19 protein-coding genes, 1 other RNA gene and 1 pseudogene are annotated in these 21,124 nt (G+C 48.0%); 9 read left to right on the top strand and 12 right to left on the bottom strand.

What is annotated here, in order from left to right; translation table 11 throughout:
• Positions 1–91 precede the first annotated feature (91 nt).
• The 8 genes from lysS to pheT form a co-directional block, all read right to left on the bottom strand.
• Positions 92–1,597, bottom strand: a complete 1,506-nt coding sequence (gene lysS / locus O3C58_03020) for a lysine--tRNA ligase (GenBank protein MDA0690838.1) — start codon at positions 1,595–1,597, stop codon at positions 92–94.
• Positions 1,598–1,754: 157 nt separating this feature from the next.
• Positions 1,755–3,341, bottom strand: a complete 1,587-nt coding sequence (rny, locus tag O3C58_03015; protein ID MDA0690837.1) for a ribonuclease Y — start codon at positions 3,339–3,341, stop codon at positions 1,755–1,757.
• A 49-nt stretch (positions 3,342–3,390) separates the two neighbouring features.
• The gene (locus tag O3C58_03010) at positions 3,391–3,975 is read right to left on the bottom strand and encodes a 5-formyltetrahydrofolate cyclo-ligase (protein ID MDA0690836.1); all 585 of its coding nucleotides are present in this window, start codon (positions 3,973–3,975) and stop codon (positions 3,391–3,393) included.
• 222 nt (positions 3,976–4,197) lie between these two features.
• Positions 4,198–4,488 carry a hypothetical protein gene (locus tag O3C58_03005; GenBank protein ID MDA0690835.1) on the bottom strand — a complete coding sequence of 97 codons (291 nt, stop codon included), beginning with the start codon at positions 4,486–4,488 and terminating at the stop codon, positions 4,198–4,200.
• A 32-nt stretch (positions 4,489–4,520) separates the two neighbouring features.
• Positions 4,521–4,703, bottom strand: a non-coding RNA gene (gene ssrS / locus O3C58_03000) — 6S RNA.
• Positions 4,704–4,780: 77 nt separating this feature from the next.
• Entirely contained in the window at positions 4,781–5,074 is a 294-nt protein-coding gene (locus O3C58_02995) for a cell division protein ZapA (GenBank protein MDA0690834.1), read from the bottom strand.
• Between the two features lie 6 nt (positions 5,075–5,080).
• The gene (locus O3C58_02990) at positions 5,081–5,359 is read right to left on the bottom strand and encodes a hypothetical protein (protein ID MDA0690833.1); all 279 of its coding nucleotides are present in this window, start codon (positions 5,357–5,359) and stop codon (positions 5,081–5,083) included.
• Positions 5,360–5,416: 57 nt separating this feature from the next.
• The gene (pheT, locus tag O3C58_02985; protein MDA0690832.1) at positions 5,417–7,510 is read right to left on the bottom strand and encodes a phenylalanine--tRNA ligase subunit beta; all 2,094 of its coding nucleotides are present in this window, start codon (positions 7,508–7,510) and stop codon (positions 5,417–5,419) included.
• A 307-nt stretch (positions 7,511–7,817) separates the two neighbouring features.
• Between pheT and O3C58_02980 the strand changes: the two are divergent.
• The 7 genes and pseudogenes from O3C58_02980 (at position 7,818) to gatA (ending at position 16,777) form a co-directional block, all read left to right on the top strand.
• A pseudogene (locus O3C58_02980) lies at positions 7,818–8,459 on the top strand (nuclease-related domain-containing protein).
• Positions 8,460–8,556: 97 nt separating this feature from the next.
• Positions 8,557–10,677 carry a ribonuclease R gene (gene rnr / locus O3C58_02975; GenBank protein ID MDA0690831.1) on the top strand — a complete coding sequence of 707 codons (2,121 nt, stop codon included), beginning with the start codon at positions 8,557–8,559 and terminating at the stop codon, positions 10,675–10,677.
• A 58-nt stretch (positions 10,678–10,735) separates the two neighbouring features.
• Positions 10,736–13,321 (top strand): DNA internalization-related competence protein ComEC/Rec2, encoded by a 2,586-nt coding sequence (locus O3C58_02970; GenBank protein MDA0690830.1) that lies wholly within the window; start codon positions 10,736–10,738, stop codon positions 13,319–13,321.
• 125 nt (positions 13,322–13,446) lie between these two features.
• Positions 13,447–14,619: a SpoIIE family protein phosphatase gene (locus O3C58_02965; protein MDA0690829.1), complete on the top strand. Its 1,173-nt coding sequence runs from the start codon at positions 13,447–13,449 to the stop codon at positions 14,617–14,619.
• Positions 14,620–14,782: 163 nt separating this feature from the next.
• Entirely contained in the window at positions 14,783–15,004 is a 222-nt protein-coding gene (locus tag O3C58_02960) for a hypothetical protein (protein ID MDA0690828.1), read from the top strand.
• Positions 15,005–15,035: 31 nt separating this feature from the next.
• Positions 15,036–15,317: an Asp-tRNA(Asn)/Glu-tRNA(Gln) amidotransferase subunit GatC gene (gene gatC / locus O3C58_02955; GenBank protein MDA0690827.1), complete on the top strand. Its 282-nt coding sequence runs from the start codon at positions 15,036–15,038 to the stop codon at positions 15,315–15,317.
• 8 nt (positions 15,318–15,325) lie between these two features.
• The gene (gene gatA, locus O3C58_02950; protein ID MDA0690826.1) at positions 15,326–16,777 is read left to right on the top strand and encodes an Asp-tRNA(Asn)/Glu-tRNA(Gln) amidotransferase subunit GatA; all 1,452 of its coding nucleotides are present in this window, start codon (positions 15,326–15,328) and stop codon (positions 16,775–16,777) included.
• 23 nt (positions 16,778–16,800) lie between these two features.
• Here gatA and O3C58_02945 read toward each other — a convergent pair whose 3' ends face one another.
• From O3C58_02945 to O3C58_02930, 4 genes are all read right to left on the bottom strand, one after another.
• Positions 16,801–17,391 (bottom strand): uracil-DNA glycosylase family protein, encoded by a 591-nt coding sequence (locus O3C58_02945; protein ID MDA0690825.1) that lies wholly within the window; start codon positions 17,389–17,391, stop codon positions 16,801–16,803.
• 68 nt (positions 17,392–17,459) lie between these two features.
• Positions 17,460–17,792 (bottom strand): type II toxin-antitoxin system PemK/MazF family toxin, encoded by a 333-nt coding sequence (locus O3C58_02940; GenBank protein ID MDA0690824.1) that lies wholly within the window; start codon positions 17,790–17,792, stop codon positions 17,460–17,462.
• Positions 17,786–18,034: an AbrB/MazE/SpoVT family DNA-binding domain-containing protein gene (locus O3C58_02935; GenBank protein ID MDA0690823.1), complete on the bottom strand. Its 249-nt coding sequence runs from the start codon at positions 18,032–18,034 to the stop codon at positions 17,786–17,788. Before O3C58_02935 ends, O3C58_02940 begins: the two co-directional genes overlap by 7 nt.
• Before the next feature lie 74 nt (positions 18,035–18,108).
• On the bottom strand, positions 18,109–19,053 hold the full coding sequence (locus tag O3C58_02930; GenBank protein ID MDA0690822.1) for a D-2-hydroxyacid dehydrogenase: 945 nt from the start codon (positions 19,051–19,053) through the stop codon (positions 18,109–18,111).
• A 541-nt stretch (positions 19,054–19,594) separates the two neighbouring features.
• On the opposite strand from O3C58_02930, the gene O3C58_02925 reads away from it, so the two are divergent.
• Positions 19,595–19,978 (top strand): HU family DNA-binding protein, encoded by a 384-nt coding sequence (locus O3C58_02925; protein MDA0690821.1) that lies wholly within the window; start codon positions 19,595–19,597, stop codon positions 19,976–19,978.
• A 229-nt stretch (positions 19,979–20,207) separates the two neighbouring features.
• Positions 20,208–21,098 (top strand): 4-hydroxy-3-methylbut-2-enyl diphosphate reductase, encoded by an 891-nt coding sequence (gene ispH, locus O3C58_02920; GenBank protein ID MDA0690820.1) that lies wholly within the window; start codon positions 20,208–20,210, stop codon positions 21,096–21,098.
• Positions 21,099–21,124: the final 26 nt, after the last annotated feature.

The raw sequence follows: 21,124 nt of genomic DNA, 5'->3' as shown, positions 1-21,124 counted from the left end.
GTGAAGGAAAGGTTCAAGATAAACAATATGAGGGGAGACTTTTTGCAATTACAACCAATAATAAGATTGCCTTCCAATTGATAACCGTTGCTCAGGATTCTTTTTTCAACTGCGGAAACAGGATCACATCCCGGATCGACTGCGAATTGGTGAGCAGCATGGTCAATCGATCGATTCCTATTCCCTCCCCGGCCGTCGGCGGCATACCAATTTCCAATGCCCGGATAAAATCAAGGTCCATCCAATGCGCCTCATCATCGCCTGCCTGACGCTCCGCAACCTGTTCCTCGAACCGCTGTTTTTGATCGATGGGATCATTCAACTCGGTATAGGCATTCGCAATTTCTTTACCACTCACAAACAACTCAAATCGTTCCACAAGGCTGGGGTCGTCGGCTTTCTTCTGCGAAAGCGGAGACAGCTCCAAAGGATAGTCTGTGATAAAGGTCGGCTGGATCAGTTTTGGTTCCACAAAAGTATCGAACAGTTTGGCCAGCACCTTCGCCGGGGTGTCTTTTTTCTCCAGATGGACTTTATGTTCCAACGCAAAAGCCACCGCCTTTTCCGGGTCCGCCACCGCTTCTTCTGACACACCGCCAATTTCAGTCAAAGACTGCTTGAACGGAATCCGCTTGAAGGATTGGCTGAAGTCGAATGTCCCTTCTTTTTCCTCTCCATCCACCACATGGGTGTAAGGAAATTGCAACGTATTGAACACCTCTTCGCCAATGTAACGGAACAGCTCTTCAGTCAGATCCATTAAATCATTGTAGTCGGCGTAGGCGGTATAAAACTCCAGCATGGTGAATTCGGGATTATGCTCGGTCGAGATGCCTTCGTTGCGAAAATTGCGGTTGATCTCGTAAACGCGTTCGAGACCACCCACCACCAGCCGTTTGAGGTAGAGTTCCGGCGCGACTCGCAAATAGAGATCCATATTCAGGGCATTGTGATGCGTTTCGAACGGTTTTGCCGTGGCGCCGCCGGGAATGGAATGCATCATGGGCGTTTCCACTTCCAGATAATCCCGCTCATTTAAAAAGTTGCGAATGGCCTGGACGATTTTGCTCCGGGAAACGAACAACTCTTTCACTTCCGGATTCACGATGAGGTCGACGTAGCGTTGCCGATAACGCAATTCAATGTCTTTGAGACCATGCCATTTTTCAGGAAGCGGATGCAGGGATTTGGTGAGCAGAGTCACCTGGTCCGCAAACAGGGTGAGTTCCCCCGTGCGGGTTTTAGAAACTTTTCCCTGGATGCCGATAATATCGCCGATATCAAACTTGCCGAAAATTTCATAGCTTTCCGCACCAATTGATTTTTCGTTGATGTAAACCTGGATTGTCCCGGAATGATCTTTCAAGTTAACAAACGTGGTCTTGCCGTGATCCCGACGCGTCATTATGCGTCCTGCGACAATGCATTGCGGGTCCTTTTCAGCGAGCTCTTCTTTGGAGAACTCGGAAAAATCCCTGATCAAATTGCCGATTCCGGCGTTAACTTTGAATTTGTTATTGAAGAGAGAAATTCCCTGGGCGCGTAATTCTTCCGCTTTTTCGCGTCTTAATTTGATTAAAAGACCTGTTTCTTCCATTGAATTGTAATGACCGGATTCGTTAAAGTGACTGGATGAGGAACTGCAGGGGACCCTACACTTTCAAGGGACGAGGGTAAAAAAATCCTTTATTCCACCATTATTAATAATACGACACAACTTGTGTTATGAAAATTCCTTCTCTGCGCGACTTGATTTATCGGGCAAATTCAGTGAACCGCTTTTCCCGGACCACAGTAATTTTTATTTCACCAGGATAGGTGACCTCTTTTTCAATTCGCTTGGCAATATCACGCGCCAGCAAATGTGACTCTTCATCGGTGATGCCATCTGGCACAACGATGATACGCACTTCGCGACCGGCCTGAATCGCATAGGTTTTTTCCACACCTTTATAGGAATCGCCAATTTCTTCCAGCTTGGTCATCCGTTTGACGTAGGTTTCCAACATTTCACGGCGGGCTCCGGGACGGGATGCGGATATTGTATCCCCTGCAGTCACCAGAACCGCGTAGAGTGATTCGCACTCGACATCTTCATGATGGGCGGCAATGGCATTGACCACATATTTGTGCTCGTTGTAGCGGTTGGCCACTTCCACTCCCAGTTGCGTGTGTGTTCCGTCGGTCTGGTGGTCGATGGCCTTGCCGATGTCATGAAATAATCCGGCCCGTTTTGCCATCTGCACATCCAGCCCGATTTCGGCGGCAATGTGCCCGCAGATCCACGCCACTTCCTGCACATGCTCCAGAACGTTCTGAGTATAACTGGTGCGATATTTGAGACGGCCCAACAACCGCACCATATCCGGCGGCACATTGTCAATCCCTACAGCCAGAATGGCCTGCTCTCCGGCTTCCTTGATTTGCTGGGTGACTTCCTTCTTGCATTTATTGACGACGTCTTCAATGCGGCCCGGGTGGATTCTACCATCTTGAGTCAATTTTTCCAGGGCACGGCGGGCCACTTCCCGGCGAATGGAGTCAAATCCTGAAAGGACAACGGCGCCCGGAGTGTCGTCGATGATCAAATCGATTCCCGTGCACTGCTCCAGGGCCCTGATATTGCGACCTTCCCGGCCAATGATCCGACCCTTGATATCATCGTTGGGAAGCTCCACCACGGATACGGTGGTTTCGGCAATATGGTCCGAACAAACTCTCTGGACGGCCATCGTGACCAGCCTTCTGGCTTCATCTTCTGCCTGCGCCTTGGCCTTTTCTTCTATTTTCTTCACTTCCCGTGCGGCATCCATTCTGGCTTCATCGAGGATTTTCTTTTTGATCTCCTCTTTTGCCTGCTCGGCGGTGAATGAACTGATGATTTCCAGCTTTTCGACTTCCTCTTTGACGAGGTTCTGGTATTTTGCTTTCTCGGTGCCGACAATTTCTTCCCTGGCTACCAATGCTTTCTTTTTCTCATCCAACGCTCTTTCCTGAATTCGGAAATCTTCAGCCTCCCTGCGGAAAGCATCTTCCTTTTTTTGAATTTTTAATTCCTGCTCCCGCAATTCGTCCCGCTTCCCTTTGATATCCTTATCGAGTTCGGCTTTGGCAATAATATGCTTTTCCTTAGCTTCTATTTCAGCAGTTTTTAACCGGTTTCTGGCTTCACCCTCGGCATCGCTGAGAATTTTCTTCTTAAGTTCTTCCGCTTCCTTGATCTGATATTCGGTAAATATTTTACGCAGGAAATAGCCAATGGCGTATCCCACCAAAAGGGCAACCAACATCCCTAGCAGCAATGTGATGAAATTAACTTTAATGGTAAAGAATATATGCATTCTAGCTCCCCTCTTTATATGTAAAAACCTGCCTGTCCCGAACCGGGCTTCAGCAGACTATTGTTTCGTTCTCCGTCAGGATCTTTTGGACGGGGACATCAAGCTCCGTTTGCGGAACGGATTCCAGAATCTGAAAGTCGAATGCCACGCCCACTCGAACCACACGGTCCGCCACTTCCTTTAAAAACCGGTCATAATACCCTGCCCCGAAACCAATTCTCCCACCCTTGCGGTCAAATGCCAGCCCCGGAACCAGCACAAAATCCAGAACGGCAGGCGACTGGATATTTAAATGGACCGAACCGGGCTCACGGACTCCAAAGCGCTTGACTTCAAATTCAATGTCCAAACCGGGTAGCTCTGATATTTTCAAGCATTTTCGCTCTGCATCGACCAGAGGTACGTAAACCCTTTTTCCGAAGCTCAATGCCCTTTCAATCATTTCCTCAGTCTGAACTTCTCCCGGCAATGAAAGAAAAATTAAAATATTCTGGCAAGACTGGAACGCTTCAAGCTCTACCAGCTTTCTTGTTATCTCCCGGCTGTATCGCTTTAATGTTTCCTCACTGAGTTTCTCCCGCATCCGGATCATTTTTTTCCGGATCGAAGCCTTGAATTCCTCTGCGGATCGCAATTTATTCCTGAGAGTGTTTATTGATAAATTTATCAAACTTCAAAATGGTGCGTCCCGCCGCCCGTCGATCAACTTTTTAATTTTAGCGATGGGAACTTCGCCGATAATCAGTCGCGCACCACATACATCATAAAGTTATACATGAACTTCAAGCATATAACATATTTTAAACAGGGCAAATACAAGCAAGGTAAACAAGGAGGCCGAAAAGATTCCTCAATATCAGAACTGAGCTAGAACCTGGGGATGAGGGAAAAATGGCAAGGGGAAGCAAAGGCGGTCGCCCGATTGAAGATTCAATTGTAAAGATCTGGCAAGGCCCAGACCGATTGAACTTTTATCTATGAAAACAAAACCATGATCACGGTTTTGTTCAGAATTATCAATCCCAAAGGGAACTCTCGAAAACTCCAAATGTGGAATTAAAATCCCGATTAATTTCGCAACCAGCGCCATTTTTTTTCCTGAGTTTCCTAAAACCAATTGTCTCTGCCCCGATTGATACTGTCCCAACTCAACCTTCACTCGTAAAAAACTATCAAAGAAGCTTCCCCGTTGATGCCGTACAAAAACCATTTTTTGAACCTATCAAGGACAGGTGGGGTTTCCGTATATTGCTTTAGGCTTCCTTAACCTTAAAGGCATGCACACCGCAACCGATTCATCGACCCCGTTTACAAAATGTTGGCTCAAAAAAATAAATTTTTACACGCGCACAACAGGGAAGCAATATTCCTATTAATCAGTTTTAATCGTAGCACAAACAACCTCACCCCTCAAGAGTTATGTAATGCAAGTGAGTCCGTCAGGGCTTCAGGTTTTCAACCCCTTTTTCCAGTGTTTCAATCAGCTCATCGATCTGTTTTTCAGAGTTCTGGTTGTTTTCTCCCGCCTTCGTTTTCATCTCCAATAATTCCTGAGCAATATTCAAGGCCGAGAGAATGGCCAGATCGGTTGTCGACTTGATCGCCCCCGTTCTCGACAATTCCAGCATTTTGGAATCCACCATAGAAGCGACTTCATGCGGATCTACAGAAAACGAGCCGCTTTTAACATTATACTTTCTTCCATAAATATTTAATTTTATGCTTTCAGACATGACGTATCAGACAAAATCCATTTTCTCAAGGTTTTGCAAAATAGTTTGCACTTTGGATCGGATCATCGAATGGTCCTCTTCCATTTTCCGGTTGCTACTTTCCAATGCATTCAATTTCCCCAAATCGGAAATAACACTTTGATTCTGCTCCTGAACCACCTTCTTTTCCTGCTCCAACTCCTGGATCATTTCTCCCAGACATCGGACTTCATCCTTTAAATTGCTCGACTCCTCAATTAAAGATGTCACCAGGCGGGACAGTTTTTCAAGCTTTTCGGGGTTCATAAGCGAATCCTATCACTGGCAATTTGGAGTGTCAATCGTCACCTTCGGGCAAACGAACTACTCGCGCAGTTTGGCGCCCAGCTTTTCGGAAAGGGTCTGGACGATCTTTTCAAAAACGGGGTTGACCTCTTCATCGGTCAAGGTTTTTTCCGTCGACTGGAACGCCAGGGAAAACGTCAGGCTTTTTTTGCCCTGTTCGATTTTTTTACCTTCAAAATAATCATAAAGATCCACCCGGCGAATCAAGGGTGCACTGGTTTTTACAATAAGGTCATGAATTTCTTTGGATGGAAGCCCTTCGTCCACAATCAGGGAAATATCCCGATACGTCTCAGGAAACTTGGGAATCGGTACAAACCGGGGCCGGTCGGGAAGGGCTTCGACCACCTGCCCAAAATCGATTTCAAAAACATAGGCTGGCCGTCCAATATCCCATTGGCGGATCAGATTGGAAGACACTTCTCCGAAATATCCTATTTTCCTGCCCGCGATAAAGCAATCCACGCTTTTACCTGGGGTGAGAAAAAGACTTGGAGAGGAATAAAACTCCACTGACAACTTCAACTGACTCAACACCGTTTCCAGCGATCCTTTCAAGTCGAAAAAATCATAGCTTTTCGTCTGCGCCTTCCACACATCGGGCTCGTAGGCCCCAACGACCAATGCGGAAAAACAGGTTTTTTCAACTGCCGGCTTCTCGCTGGCTCCCTTAAAATAAATATCGCCCAGCTCAAAAATCTTGACCGGTTTCTGCCCCTTGCTCAGATTTCTGGCGGCCGTGCTCAGAAGACCGGGAATCAGACTGGTGCGCATGGTGGCCCATTCATTGCTCAATGGATTGCGCAGGTTGATGGATTCCGCTTGAGGCGTTCCAAATGCCGACCGGAATGAATCCGCATTTTTGGAATCAATGAAACTGTAATTGATGGCCTCCGCATAACCGAGATGACAAAGAGTTGTTTTAACGGTTTGGACGGCCTGCCTCCTTCTGGAAACTTTGACCGGGATGATCTCAGCCTGAGGGTGCGCCACTTCAACGTTTTCGAAACCGTGCAACCGGGCGATCTCTTCAATGACATCGATCTCACGTTCCAGCGTGGGACGAGATTCAGGAATTTTCAGGATCAGCGTCTCTCCAGTTTGAGCAGGTTCGGATGATATCCCAAGCCTCTCCAGATACTCGCCGATGACTTGACCGCTCAAATTCAATCCCAGAATCTGGTTGACTCTGGAAACTCTGAGGTCAATGGACGGCAACGGTTTCGGATGGGGATAAAGATCGATGCGCCCACGGCAAATTTCCCCTCCAGCCAGCTGACGAATCAGTAAAGCCGCCCGGCTCTGAGCAGCCCTTACCGCCGCGATATCCACGGTTCGTTCAAAACGGAAAGACGAATCGGTACGGATTCCATACTCTTTCGACCCTTTGCGGACGATGACCGGATCGAAATAGGCACTCTCGAGAACCACGGTACGGGTCGAACCTGAAACTTCACTGTTGGCTCCCCCCATAATTCCGGCCAGGGCCACCGGTTTTTCCGCATCGGCGATCACCAGCGCATCCTCCCCCAGAACCAGATTACTTTTATCCAGACTGATAAAGGCTTCATTTTTGTGAGCGCGGCGGATGACGACCTGAAACCCCGCCAACAAATCACGGTCAAATGCATGCAGGGGTTGACCGGTTTCAAACATGACGTAATTGGTGACATCGACGATGTTGTTGATGGAACGGAGCCCCATGGACAACAGACGATCGACGAGCCATTTCGGGGAAGGTCCGGGAGTCACATTTTCGATCACCATAGCCATATAGCGTGGGCACAGGGTTTCTTCCCGGTTCTCTACAGAAAGCTTTTGTTCTACCGGGTTTGGCCCCCAGGACTGCTCCAGTTCCTGCTCAGGGTCATCCCATTGGCAGGTTTTCCCCAACAAGGCCGCCACTTCCCTTGCCATCCCTCGATAGCTCAGGCAGTAGCCGCGATTGGGCGTCACGTTGACTTCCATGACTTGCGTCTTGGTTCCATCGGGCAACGCGACCCAGTCCAGGGCCTCTATCTCCAGGCCGCCCATGGATAAAATCTCCGCCAGCTCTTCGGTGGGGACATCGAATTCCACATATTCTTTCAACCAGTCCAACTGGATCAGCATATTGTTTCCTTAATCATTACAATATTCACAAAATCGGGATTATAAGAGAAGGCGGGTTAAAAAGCAAAGCAGAGGATCGTAAAAATCAAAGGGCAGGAACCATCCGCCCAATGTGTCAAAAGGTTATCTATTGAACCGATGGGGCTTTTCAGATATAACCGGACTCTATTCACGCCGCGCATCATTATGAAACTCACCGAAGAAAACATTCTTACCTATAAAAAACCCAACACGGGCGTCAATCAGAGCCTGCCTATTTCCGCACTCGTTGAGCAAATCATTATGATGAAAAATGTTGGACCATAAAATGGACTATTCACCTATCATAAACCAGTTCGCAAGCGTGTTTTGGTATTTGATACCTATCGCTATTTTGTTAGCTATACTGAAATCCTCCTGGTTTAAGGGAGTGTTTGGTGAGTTTATTGTAAATTTTTTAGCAAAGTTGCTGCTTGATAAAAAGGCATACCATCTTATAAAGAATGTCACTTTGCTAACAAAAGATGGGACCACTCAAATAGATCACATCATAGTTTCAGTCTATGGCATCTTTGTAATTGAAACAAAGAATATGAAAGGATGGATTTTTGGCAATCCAAATCAAAGGACATGGACTCAAAAAATATACAAACATTCAAATAAGTTTCAAAACCCACTACATCAAAATTATAAGCATGTAAAAACCTTAGAATCCCTGCTTGGGTTGAAAGAGGGGCAAGTGCATTCCTTGATTGTATTTGTTGGTGATAGTACGTTTAAAACTGAAATGCCGGAAAATGTCAGGCACACTAGAGGCTACATAAGATATATCAAATCAAAAAAAACGTGTGTTCTGTCTCAGGTAGAGGTTGAAGAAATTATTAGTAAGATCAAGATAGGCAGGCTAACTCCATCATTTAAAACCCACAGAGAACACGTAACGCACGTAAAAAATATTGTAAGCAAGAAACTATGACTCTTCCACTTCAATGAGTCTATATCTGCAAACGCTTTTCTCGACTTGCGCAGGTAATATACAACCGAGTTCTACTCACAACTCTCTCATTATGAAACTCACCGAAGAAACCATCCTCAAGCTGCTCCGCAACAAAGCCAACCGGCCCATGAAGGTCTCGGAGCTGATGAAACAATTTTCAATCCCCGATGGTCAACGCCGGGAGCTTCGCAGTCGGCTCAAGGAGATGGCGGCGGACGGACGGTTGATAATAGTTCGCGGCGGTCGCTATGGCCTGCCGGACGAAATGAATCTCATATCGGGAGTTCTCACCACCAATGCCAGGGGCTTCGGTTTCGTCGCTCAGGAGAAAGGCAGTGGTGAGAAGGATATCTACATCAGCCGTGGCCATATGGGCGACGCCATGCACGGCGATCTGGTGACGGTGCGCATGGAGCCGGGCCGGGACAGCGACCGCCCGGAGGGCCGGGTGATCCGCATTTTAAAGCGCAACACCACGGAGCTGGTTGGAACCTACGAACAGTTTGGCCGCGATGGCTGGGTCATTCCCATGGACGCAAAATATCTTCACGATGTTTTTATTTCTGCGAAAAACTCCAAGGGCTCCAAAACCGGACACATGGTTTCGGTGACTCTTGAAACCTATCCTTTGAAGCATCAGCCGCCGGTGGGCCGCATCACCGAAGTGCTGGGGTTTTCAGACGACCCGGAAGTCGAAGTCAAAGCCATTTTAAGGAAATTTGGAATCACCCCGGAGTTCCCGCCAAAAGTGCTGGCGGCGGCGGAAAGGATCGCAAACCCGGCCAGGATCGAAGAACAAACGGAAGAACGGACCGATCTTTCTGATTGCCTGATTTTCACAATCGACGGGGAAAAGGCCAAAGACTTTGACGATGCCGTGTCCATTGAAAAGATGGGAACCGGCTATCGCCTGGGAGTGCACATCGCCGATGTGAGTCATTTCGTGCAGGAGGGTTCCCCCCTGGATAAAGAAGCGTTTCTTAGAGGAACCAGCATCTATTACCCGGACAGCGTCGTTCCCATGCTGCCGTTTCAACTGTCCAATGAAATTTGCAGTTTGAAGCCCAATGAAAAACGTCTGACCTTGAGTGCGCTCATCGATTTCGACGCCGGGGGCAATGTGGTCGGAAGCAAGATCTTTAATTCGATCATTGAAAGTAAAGTCCGCTTCACTTACACCGAGGTGGCCGGTCTGCTGGAAAAAGGCGACCCTGAGAACCGCTATGCAAAGGCTTTGCCCACTCTTAAAATCATGCACGAGCTCAGCCAGATTCTAAGAAAAAAGCGGTTCCTGCAAGGAAGCGTGGATTTCAACCTTCCCGAACCGGAAGTGCAAATGAACGACAAGGGCAAAATTGAAAAGATCGTGATGGCCGAGCACAACATCGCTCACGAACTCATCGAGGAGTTCATGCTGTCCGCCAACCAGGTGGTGGCCAAATTTTTATCCGATAAAAACGTCCCTTCCATCCACCGCATTCATGAACGACCCGATGACGATAAAATCGCTAAGTTCAACGAGTTCTTACTTTCCTTTGGCATCAAGTTGAAAACCACCCACAATGTACCATCGATGGATCTGCAGAATTTGCTGAAACAGGTCAAGGGTCACCGGGAAGAACGAACGATCAACACCCTCCTGATCAGAACCATGAAAAAAGCGGTGTACTCCGAAAAAGACCCTGGACATTACTGTTTGGGGTTCAAACATTACACGCATTTCACATCTCCCATCAGGCGCTACCCGGACCTGATCACGCATCGTCTGGTCAAAAGCTTTTTAGATAAAAGAAAATGCTCACAAAGGGAACACAAACGCCTGCATCCCAGAATCGTCGAATGCACCGAACAATCGTCCGCGCGGGAACAAAATGCCATGTCCATCGAACGCGAGGTCAACGATCTCAGGCGGGCGCAATTCATGGCCGACAAAATCGGAAAAATTTATTCAGGGCTCATCACCAGCGTCACAGCATTTGGTTTCTTCGTGGAATTGCAGGAAGTTTTCGTTGAGGGTCTGGTAAAAATTTCCAGCATCGCGGATGACTATTACATCTTCATAGAAACGGAACACAAATGGCAGGGCCAACGCCGCCACCGCACCTTTAAAATAGGTGACACGGTAAAGATCCGGGTCGCCAGCGTTGACATTCCAAAACGTCAGATCGATCTGACCCTGCATCCGAAGTGAAATTGGAGTTCATCTAACGCTCTGCCGACCATCTTGAAAGCGGGATAAATTGAATCCAATGGGTCCCCTACTCCCCTATTTCCTTTCTTATCTCGGTGGACTGTTAGCCGCCCTCCCGCCAGCAGTGCATTTTTTCTTTCCCTATCTTTTTCCTGCATTGGTGGCAGGTTCGGGTTTTGTCGTTTTCGCAAGATTAAAAAAACAATTTCTTTGGCGATGGACGCTCCTGATATTGTTTATCCCATTCGGCTATTTTTCCCCGGCTTTATCGGATGGTTCTCAACCCTCTAATCATATTCTCAAGCACATCGACGAATCCCGGCGCACAACGCTGATCGGAACTTTGATCGACGCTCCCGAACCTGTGGACGGAAAGGTATTTTTTCATGTGGAGGGGAAGCATATCCAGTCGGGTGGAAATCAAATAGATGTCACGGGACAGGTGCGATTGACCCACTATCATCCAGATCTCATCCGGCAATCGTTTCAAGCGGGGGACATCGTTCAGTTCAATCAGGTCCGCCTGAAACATCCGATAAATTTCAGGAACCCCGGCGCGTTCGACTACCGCGGTTATTTAAAGGTTAAAGGAATCTCGGTGATCGGTTCGCTTTCAAAAAAAAGCTCTCTGAAAAAATTGGGCGCCTCGCCTTTGCCCTTTCTTAAAGCCCTGCAAGTGAATCTTCGCGGGCATTTGCTGAAGACACTGGAAACCTATTTTTCAGGAGAAGAAGCCGCCCTCTTAAAGGCCATGCTTCTGGGGCAAAAAAATTCTCTTTCGGATGCCGTCAAGGAAGCGTACATCGCCACCGGATTGAGTCACCTGATGGCGGTTTCGGGACTGCATGTGGGTTTCGTCGCCTGGGCGGCTTTTATAGTTTTCTGGCCGCTGGCGTTTTATAGCCTGCTAAAATATCATCCCGAATGGGCGCAATCGGGAGCGGCCCGGAAAATCGCCGCCTTTATGTGTCTCTTTCCGGTTCTGTTTTATCTGCTGTTGGTGGGGCCAAAAATCACCGCCCTGCGTGCCGGGTTTCTGGTATTGGTATTTTTATTAGCCATCCTCACCGACCGGGAGCGGAATTTATTCAACGCGCTGGTCATCGCCGCATTTTTGATCCTCATCTGGAACCCCGGAGCCGTCCTCGATGTCAGCTTTCAGCTATCGTTTGCGGCTATGATCGGCATCCTTTTTGTGGTGCATCATTTAACCCAACCTTCGGGTGACTCCATAGACCGAATGGGCGAACAGCCCTGGTTTCGAAGGTTTCTCTGGAGTATCTCATTTGAAGAACAGAATGATCTCAGTCGTTCGCAAAAATCCTTTCAGTTCCTCAAGCAATATTTTGCCGCCAGCGCACTCATCTCCTTTGCCGTTTATCTTTGTACTTTACCCTTCCTTATTTTTCATTTTAACCAGGTGAGCCTGATTGGAATTTTTCTCAACCTCATCATGATTCCGCTGGCCTCTGTTCTCATTCCCCTGGCGTTGTTCGCGATCAGTCTGGGGAGCATCCTCCCGGCGCTGGGGTGGGTTTTATCCTTTCCCCTGCATTTATTGCTCAAATGTTTTCTGGTTATTCCGCAGTTTTTTGCTTCTTTTCCCTACGCATCGGTGTATGTTCCCACCCCGCCGCGATTTTGGATTCTTTTATATTTTTTAGTTTTAGCGGGAGGCATCTGGCTCCTGATAAAAAAACCCGACCCTGCCAAACAATCCTCGCCTCCGCAAAAATTCAGGCGGGAGGTTCTCGGAAAGGCCAGCCTGTGTGTTGCATCTCTGGCAGCGATCGTGTGGCTGATCTGGCCGCGTTTTCCCAACTGGGCTTCAGAAAATTTGCAGATATCTATTCTCGATGTCGGACAAGGAGAGTCGATCTTCATTGAATTTCCAAATCGGGAAACCATGATCCTGGACGGTGGCGGATTCTTTAAAAGCTCTCTGGACGTTGGAAAAATGGTGGTCGCGCCTTTCTTATGGAACCAGGGAATCGGCCATATCGATTACCTGGCCGCCACTCATTCCGACCAGGACCACATCAGCGGACTGGAATCTCTGGTCGATCTTTTTTCCATCGGCCATTTTTTGGATGGGTTTCCCGGCCTCGGTGACTCCCGCATCGAAAACCTGGGGCAAAAGACACTGGCAAGAAATGCGGTCCGGGTTGAGTTACAACCTGGGGTCCCATTGACCCTTGGTGAGGTCCGAATCGTCTCCCTCCACCCCAGCCCACAATTCATCCGGCAAACCGCTAAAAAAACAAAAAACAAGGTGGGGAACGAGTTATCTCTGGTCCTCAGGCTGGATTATCGGGATTTCAGTATGCTGTTCACCGGAGACATCGGGGAATCTACGGAAGAATATCTCATTCAACGCTCCCTTCCCCTCAAAGCAACCTATTTAAAAAGCCCGCATCACGGCAGTCGCTTTTCAAATTCACCTGCATTTATTCAGGCGGTCCAACCGCAAGCGGTTATTTTCTCCAGCGGTTACTTGAACTGGATGCACCACCCCCACCCCGAAGTGGTTGAGCGCTATCAGGCCGCAGGAACCAAAATCTGGAGAACGGACCTGAATGGCTCCATCCACATTACAACGGATGGTTATCAGCACCGGATTCGCAATTATCCTGAAAGTGGCTGATATTTCTTTCAAAATCGGCATTTCATTTGTAATTTTTTAAAATTATATTATTCAATAAGTTAAATTTGATTTACAATAAGAGTAACCAGCTATAACTTTTTTAAAAAAAATTCAGGCAATAACGGATGACGCTTTTAAAAACCGACTCTTCAACCATCCTTGTGGTGGACGATTCCAAGGCCCAGGCATCTTTCATAAGGAATGTTCTGGAGGGTGATTACGAAACGGTTCTGGCGGCCAGCGGGCTGGAGGGACTGGAAAAATACAAGGAGATCAATCCCGACCTGATTATCCTGGACATTGAAATGCCCCACATGAACGGCTATGAGGTCTGCCGCCGTCTCAAGGCCATGACGGAAGACACGTTCGTTCCTGTAATTTTTCTGACCAGCAATACCGATCTCGACAGCCTGACGATGGGATTGCACATCGGCGGCGAGGACTTCCTCACCAAGCCGTTTGTCCCGGAGGAATTGAAAGCCAGGGTGCAAGCGGCCCTGCGCACCAAAAAACAATACAGCAAACTGGAAACAGCCCACGCCACGGTCGAAAAGGAGCGGGATATGATTGCCAATATCCAGAAAGGGCTTCTGTGTGACGAGCCTCCGGATATTGAAGGAATGCGCTTTTTCACCGATTACCAGCCTTCTTCAAAAGCCGGCGGGGATTATTATGATTTTATTCCCATCGATCAGGATCACCTTGGCGTCCTGATATCGGATGTTTCCGGGCATGGAACTCCTGCGGCAGTCATCATGGCGATGATGCGCGTTTTGCTGAGTTCCTTTGCCTCACAGACCCATTCGCCCAAGGCAACACTCCAGAAACTCAACAAGATCCTGCGGCAAAACCTGGAGACGGGATTCTTCATCACCACTTTTTACGGGGTGATTCACCTGCCCTCAAAAGTGATGACCTACGCCTCAGCGGGGCATCCACCGCCTGTTTTTATCAATTACGATACCGAATCGGTTTTAGAATTATGGACCAAAAAGGGGATTCCGCTCATGATCCTGCCCAATAATGACATGGAGGAAGGGAAAATCCAGCTGGAACCCAATTGCAAACTGACCCTGTACACGGACGGGCTGACCGAGGCTAAAAACGAGGTGGGAGAAATGTTTGGAGCCCAAAGACTGGTTCATACACTCCAGCAATTAGGAAAAACCCGGAATGCCAACGAGCTCGGAATCAGGGTCAAGGAGGAAATTCAGGAATTCACGGGGAAACAGGGCTTTTCCGACGACTACACTCTGGTCATTCTAGAGGTCATCCCTCCCGAAACAGTTCAAGAATAACTCCCGAGACACAACCTCTGACCTGAGCCACCCCCTGTTGGAACCCCGATGGTTTACCATTCATTCCCTAAAAATCTCCTTTCTTATTGTTAAACAACTAAAAGTTTGATATACAGGACAATTCGATTCAACCCCTCTTTTAAGGAAAAGGAAATAAGGAAACATGGCCACACTTGAAAAGCTGAGAGAACATGTCAAAAAGTCCCAAACCACTCTGGCGGACGAAGTCAAAAAATCCGAAGACGCCTCCAAGAGCCTGGAAGTCCGCAAACTGAAGAAAAAGGTCAAACGCCTATCCAGAAAAGCCGGCAAGATAGTATTTGATGAAAAAATGTCCGTATTAAGGAAAACAAAGAAAAAAGACCGCAAATCAGAGGATTCCTGAGTATTTCTTAACCTGACACGTACCGTCTCTTATGTCTGTAAAATTTGACATCGATCGATTGGCCACGCTTGCCCGTCTGCGTCTGAGCGATTCTGAAAAAGATCGTTTGGGTGTGCAAATGGCAACCATCATCGAATATATCGATCAACTCAACCAACTGGACACCTCAGAGGTGGAACCGACTTCGCACGCGATTCCCCTGCAAAACGTTTTTCGCGAGGATGAAAAAAGGAAAAACTTCCCGGAAAGCGACACTCTCGACCTGGCTCCCGCGCAGAAAAAGCGCCATTATGAAGTCCCGCAAATAATTTAATCCTGACGATGCATCGAGCCACCCTCCGCAAGGCCAAAGAAGGCCTGCAAAAAAAACAGTTTTCATCCGTGGAATTGACGGAGGCGGTGTTCAAGCACATCGACAGGGTGGAAGGCAAGGTCAAGGCCTTCGTGCATCTGACCCGTGAAACCGCCTTGAACCAGGCACGGGAAGCCGACCAAAAAATCGCCGCAGGAGAAGACGCCCCGCTTTTGGGAATCCCTCTTGCCTTGAAGGATCTGATTTGCACCCAAGGGTTGCGGACCACCTGCTCTTCCCGAATGCTCGACCAGTTCGTCTCCCCCTACGATGCCACGGTGGTAAAACAGTTGAAAGCCGCAGGTGCTGTGATCATCGGTAAAACCAATATGGATGAATTCGCCATGGGGTCCTCAAATGAGAATTCCTGGCATCACCCGACTTTCAACCCCTGGGCTCAAGACCGTGTTCCCGGAGGTTCCAGTGGCGGGTCTGCCGCCGCCGTCGCCGCGCACCAGTGCATGGCTTCATTGGGAAGCGATACAGGAGGCTCTATCCGTCAACCCGCCAGTTTTTGCGGAGTCACGGGATTAAAACCTACCTACGGGCGAGTGTCCCGGTTCGGACTGGTAGCGTTCGCATCGTCTCTGGATCAAATCGGTCCCCTGACCAAAACGGTGGAGGACGCGGCTCTCTTGATGAACGTCATCAGCGGCAAAGATCCTCTGGATTCCACTTCCGCCGAAATTTCTCGTCCCGATTTCACCCAGGCGCTGAGCAAGGGTGTCAAAGGACTCAAGATAGGCATCCCCAAGGAATACTTCACCTCGGGAATGGCTCCAGAAGTGGAACGAGCGGTGCAGGACGCCATCAAAACTCTCGAATCGCTGGGTATGGAAAAGGTGGAAGTGTCACTACCTCATACTCAGTATGCCGTCGCCACCTATTACATCCTGGCCTGCGCCGAAGCCAGCACCAACCTTTCCCGCTACGATGGGGTGAGATACGGGCATCGCTCGGAGCAATCGGACAATCTTCAGGATATGTACCTGAACACGCGCAGTGAAGGTTTCGGGGAAGAGGTGAAACGCCGCATCATATTGGGAACCTTTGTGCTCAGTTCCGGCTATTACGACGCGTACTATCTCAAAGGGCAAAAAGCCCGCACTCTGATCAAGCGGGATTTTGAGGAAGCCTACAAAAAATGTGATCTGATCGTCGCCCCCACCTGCCCGGCCCCGGCATTCAAACTGGGGGAAAAAATGGACGACCCTTTACAAATGTATCTCGCCGACATTTACACCATCTCCGCGAACCTGGCAGGAATTCCTGCCTTGTCGATTCCCTGCGGTTTTAGCGCTGAGAATCTCCCCATCGGACTACAACTCATGGGCAAACATTTCGATGAGGAAACCCTGCTTCAAGTCGGCCACCATTTTCAGCAAGCCACCGATTTTCATCTGAAGTTTCCTGCTCTGTAAAACTCAATAGCAACGTAAACCCGTCATTTTAGGATCAGAGCTTGTATTTTGCCGCGCAAGATTGGCAAAACGTCTTTCTCAAACCATTCGTTTCTCTTCAGCCAGATATTGTTGCGCGTGCTGGGGTGCGGCATGGGCAAGAATCCATCCGCCCAGAACTCCTTCCAGGCTTTGACTGTCTCAGTCAGAGTTTTAGACTGTCTTTTAGCAAGATGATACTGATGGGCATACTGCCCGATCACCAGCGTCAGTTGAATTCCCGGTAGACCCTGTAAAAGTTTTTCGCGCCAGGCTTCGGCACATTCCGGCCTTGGCGGCAGATCCCCAGATTTTCCCGTTCCCGGATAACAAAACCCCATGGGCAGAAGAGCAATTTGCGTCGCATCATAGAAAATATCCCGATCGATTCCCATCCAGTCCCGCAAGCGGTCGCCACTGGGATCATTGAACGGAATTCCGGTTTCGTGAACCTTGCGCCCCGGTGCCTGGCCGACCACGAGAATTTTAGCTTTCGGATCAGCCTGAACCACAGGCCTCGGCCCTAAAGGCAAATGCTCCTCACATAAACGGCACTCCTTGATTTCAACGAGCAGGTTTTTAAATTGACGATTCATTGATTCAAAACAGAGGTTGCGGAGAACACAGAGAAAAGATTTTAGGAAATCGGTTAGCTACGGCACTTCTAGGCAAACATATCTTTCAGGCATTCGAGAATGCCCGTTTTGACTTTCGCACTGACGGTTCCATCGGGTTTGTGCAACCGTTTTTTGGATACGGCCCGAATCTGATCCAGCATCACCTGGCCTTTATTTTTCTTGTGAGTCACGGGGACGCGAAACGGCCAATTTTTCATCGTGGTCGTCATCGGGGCAATGAGGACGGTTTTCAATCCCTGATTCATACTGTCCGGCGATAGGATCACGCAGGGTCGCGTTTTCTTAACTTCCGCGCCAATGGTCGGGTCCAGGTTGACCCAATACACGTCAAAGCGTTTTGGGTAGGTGGGTTTTACCATGTCCAGTCTTCTATAAGGTCGTCATCCTCGACGCCATCCAGGAACACGGTTTCGTCTTCATCGGGTGGATCTTTCTGAATCGCTTCCAACCAACCGGCTCTCGGGTCCTTGCCAGCTTTCACGATAATACAATCCTCTTCCACGCGCATGTCCGCGACCTTGCCAATACCGGCTTCTTTCAACACAGAGGCTGGAATGATGATGCCTTTTGAATTTCCTATATCACGAATAACAACATCCATAATTCATCCTCCATACGTTATAATATTATTATAACATAAGGTGTTGTCATGGAAAAACCCATTTTGATAAAAATCTATCCCACCACTCCAGACTTAATCCTCCCTGCTAGCTCCCTGACAAACAATTCCAGATACTGCGGGGATGCGGCGGAGATATGCGGCTGAATGAGGACGTTATCCATCTCCCAAAGGGGCGATTCGGGCGGCAAAGGTTCTTTTTCAAACACGTCGAGATAGGCTCCAGCGAGTTCCCCGGCGTTCAGGGCCTCCACCAGATCTTCATCCTTATAGACCTTCCCCCTTCCCACGTTATAGAGAGTGCAGGATTTCGGCAGTGCCTTGAAATGCTCCCACGTAAAAACCCCCTGAGTGTCAGCCCCACCGGGCAATACGAAAATAAGATGATCGGTGGTTTTTAATACCTCCGGCATTTGATCCATCGTCACCACCCTATCCTCTTCAGAAAAATATTCCGGCGGCGGGATGGAAGTCCGTTTCACTCCGGTGAGTGTACAGCCGAACGGTTTCAGTACGTTGCCGATGGTCGTGCCGATTTTGCCGAACCCTAAAATGGTGACGTTGGCCCCGTACAGGGATTGGATGCGGTCGGAGACTTTTTTGGTCGCCCATTTTTTCTGCTTTTGCATCGTCGCAGAAAAGGAAAACGCCTTGCAAAAATAAAAGATTGCCCCCACCACCGATTCAGCGATCATCATGCCGTGAAAGCCGCCATGGGAAATTTTTAGATTCTTAGAAGGCTCCACATCGATCCAGTCCTTTCCCGCCGCCGGGGTGGCGATCAGCTTCAAGCGGGGAGCATTGGCGAGCCACTCCTTTTTGAAGTACCACACCGCTACTGCCTCGGCATCCGGAAGCCGTTGCAAAAAATCCCTGGAATGATAGCAAACGGTTACTTCCAGATCAGCAACCTGCGCTTGCAGAATGTCCTTATGTTCGGGCTTGAAATTCCAAGCATCCACATAAGGATGGGTGAGATAAACCAACAATTTTTTTAGCATTTTTTCACAGTCTTCTATTAGCGCTTGTGGTTAAATCGTACCGTTTTCACAGCGAACCCGCTACGCGGGAGGAAAAATTCCGCGCTGAAGGGGTTCAGTCAGCCATAAACCCATCGCACGTAAATATTGGGTCCAGCGTCACGCTGGCATTAAAAAATTTTCCCTCCAGATGCCAGGCAATAATCTCACCAGAACAGGTAAAACCTGCATCAATTTGAGAAAATCAATTCTAAATAATATCAGTTAATACGATTAAAAACATTTACTTAAAAAAACCTTCTTTAAAAAAAACAAGTCCGCCCTTCTCTAAAACGCTTGAAAATCCAAAATATCACACTCACCTTCAAATTCACCATAAATTGGTCACTTTTATATACACTTGTAAATAAAATAACAAAAAGCATTGATGCTTCGCGCCTTAGCGAAAATCAAGTAAAATTTTGAAATATATACATTTACATAGATAATTTCATTTTGGCCCGATTTTTGCTCCCTTCTTTTGTCATTGACCAACAAAATACAAACTGGGGGAACGAAACAAATGACTCGATCCGATTTGACCACAAAACTATCTTTAAGAATGAATGTTTCAAAAAAAGAGGCTGACAAGTATTTGACCGCTATTTTAGACACCATCATGAACAATCTAGAAAAAGAGGGTCGGGTTGTGGTTCAGGGATTCGGTTCCTTCCGCATCAACGAACATAAGGCCAGAGTCGCCAAAAAGCCGATCACCGGAGAGCCACTTTATCTGCCGCTCCGGAAAAAACCGGTTTTTCATGCGGGCAAGGAATTGCGGGAATTGATCAACCAGGATTCAGAAAATATGGGCTTGCAAGCACCTGCTTCTCCACGCACTAAAGAAAACAGAAGCCCTTACGCTTCAGTTCACGGAGTTTCACAGACGATTCCATTAAGCAAATAGCTTCCAACCGACCACCAACAGCGCCTTTCTTAACTTATGCTATACTTATAGCGTAAATTAGGAAGGGCGTTTTCCTTTCCCTCATTACAATTGTTGAAAAACCTGCTGATGAAGTGAAAATCCGCCTGACTTTGGGTTTTTATTTTATATCCATCCCGGTTTTGTTATCATTACAGATGATTTCCATTTTTCTCAACCACCATTTAGCTGATTAATTAAGGAAAATTAAATGAAAGTATCGCTCGCAAGTGCCCTCGGCACCTGTTTCGGTGTGCAAGACGCCATCAACCTGGCGATGGGGCCTGAATTTCATTCTGACCTGACCATCATCGGCCAATTGGTTCACAATCCTCAAATCAACGAATCCCTCAAAAATAATGGGGTTGCCCTGGTAAAGGGAATCGAGGATATGGATAAAATCAAAACCAAAAAGGTGATGATCACCGCGCACGGCGCTGCGGAAATGACAAAACAAAAACTCGAGGATGCGGGTTTCATTGTATACGATGCCAGTTGTCCGCTGGTGATGCGCGTCCATAAAACCATCAAGGGTATGGTAGAAAAGAATTTTTTCCCGGTGGTAATCGGCCAGGAGGACCATGTGGAGGTCAAGGGCATCGTCGGGGATCTGGACGATTTTCTTGTCATAAACGGGGAAGATGATCTTGAAAAAATTCGTGTACGAGGCAAACGGAAATTGGGAATCGTGAGCCAGACCACCCAGCAGGTCGATAAGGTGGAAGCTCTGGTCAAAAAGATCAGTGCTATGGATTGTGTGGATGCGGTATCGTTTGTTAACACCATTTGCCAGCCAACCCGCGACCGCCAGGTCGCTGTCTGGGAACTTGCGGACCAGGTAGACCTCATGATCGTGATCGGCGGGTTCAATTCATCCAACACCAAAAAACTGGTTCAGGTCTGCGATGAAAAGAAAATCGAAGCCCACCATATAGAATCCTCCTCGCAACTACAAAAATCCTGGTTTAAGAATAAAGAACATGTCGGCATCACCGCAGGAACCAGCACCCCGGAGAACGTGATCAACGAGGTTCATAAAGAAATATTAACCATCGCTGAGGAAATGAAAAAGACAACGACTCAAGGGTCCATCGCCTGCTGAAAGCCAATCTTACCTTGGAATAAGAC

The sequence above is a fragment of the Nitrospinota bacterium genome (genome assembly GCA_027619975.1).
Taxonomy (GTDB): domain Bacteria; phylum Nitrospinota; class Nitrospinia; order Nitrospinales; family VA-1; genus JADFGI01.
Note: the sequence above shows the minus strand (reverse complement) of the source record. Positions and strands in the feature narration are given on the sequence as shown.

What these genes read in the sequence shown, in the direction of transcription:
- lysS (MDA0690838.1), bottom strand. Translation starts at nt 1,597, where the DNA reads ATGGAAGAAACAGGTCTTTTAATCAAATTAAGACGCGAAAAAGCGGAA.
- rny (MDA0690837.1), bottom strand. Translation starts at nt 3,341, where the DNA reads ATGCATATATTCTTTACCATTAAAGTTAATTTCATCACATTGCTGCTA.
- O3C58_02995 (MDA0690834.1), bottom strand. Translation starts at nt 5,074, where the DNA reads ATGTCTGAAAGCATAAAATTAAATATTTATGGAAGAAAGTATAATGTT.
- O3C58_02990 (MDA0690833.1), bottom strand. Translation starts at nt 5,359, where the DNA reads ATGAACCCCGAAAAGCTTGAAAAACTGTCCCGCCTGGTGACATCTTTA.
- pheT (MDA0690832.1), bottom strand. Translation starts at nt 7,510, where the DNA reads ATGCTGATCCAGTTGGACTGGTTGAAAGAATATGTGGAATTCGATGTC.
- rnr (MDA0690831.1), top strand. Translation starts at nt 8,557, where the DNA reads ATGAAACTCACCGAAGAAACCATCCTCAAGCTGCTCCGCAACAAAGCC.
- O3C58_02970 (MDA0690830.1), top strand. Translation starts at nt 10,736, where the DNA reads ATGGGTCCCCTACTCCCCTATTTCCTTTCTTATCTCGGTGGACTGTTA.
- O3C58_02965 (MDA0690829.1), top strand. Translation starts at nt 13,447, where the DNA reads ATGACGCTTTTAAAAACCGACTCTTCAACCATCCTTGTGGTGGACGAT.
- O3C58_02960 (MDA0690828.1), top strand. Translation starts at nt 14,783, where the DNA reads ATGGCCACACTTGAAAAGCTGAGAGAACATGTCAAAAAGTCCCAAACC.
- gatC (MDA0690827.1), top strand. Translation starts at nt 15,036, where the DNA reads ATGTCTGTAAAATTTGACATCGATCGATTGGCCACGCTTGCCCGTCTG.
- gatA (MDA0690826.1), top strand. Translation starts at nt 15,326, where the DNA reads ATGCATCGAGCCACCCTCCGCAAGGCCAAAGAAGGCCTGCAAAAAAAA.
- O3C58_02945 (MDA0690825.1), bottom strand. Translation starts at nt 17,391, where the DNA reads ATGAATCGTCAATTTAAAAACCTGCTCGTTGAAATCAAGGAGTGCCGT.
- O3C58_02940 (MDA0690824.1), bottom strand. Translation starts at nt 17,792, where the DNA reads ATGGTAAAACCCACCTACCCAAAACGCTTTGACGTGTATTGGGTCAAC.
- O3C58_02935 (MDA0690823.1), bottom strand. Translation starts at nt 18,034, where the DNA reads ATGGATGTTGTTATTCGTGATATAGGAAATTCAAAAGGCATCATCATT.
- O3C58_02930 (MDA0690822.1), bottom strand. Translation starts at nt 19,053, where the DNA reads ATGCTAAAAAAATTGTTGGTTTATCTCACCCATCCTTATGTGGATGCT.
- O3C58_02925 (MDA0690821.1), top strand. Translation starts at nt 19,595, where the DNA reads ATGACTCGATCCGATTTGACCACAAAACTATCTTTAAGAATGAATGTT.
- ispH (MDA0690820.1), top strand. Translation starts at nt 20,208, where the DNA reads ATGAAAGTATCGCTCGCAAGTGCCCTCGGCACCTGTTTCGGTGTGCAA.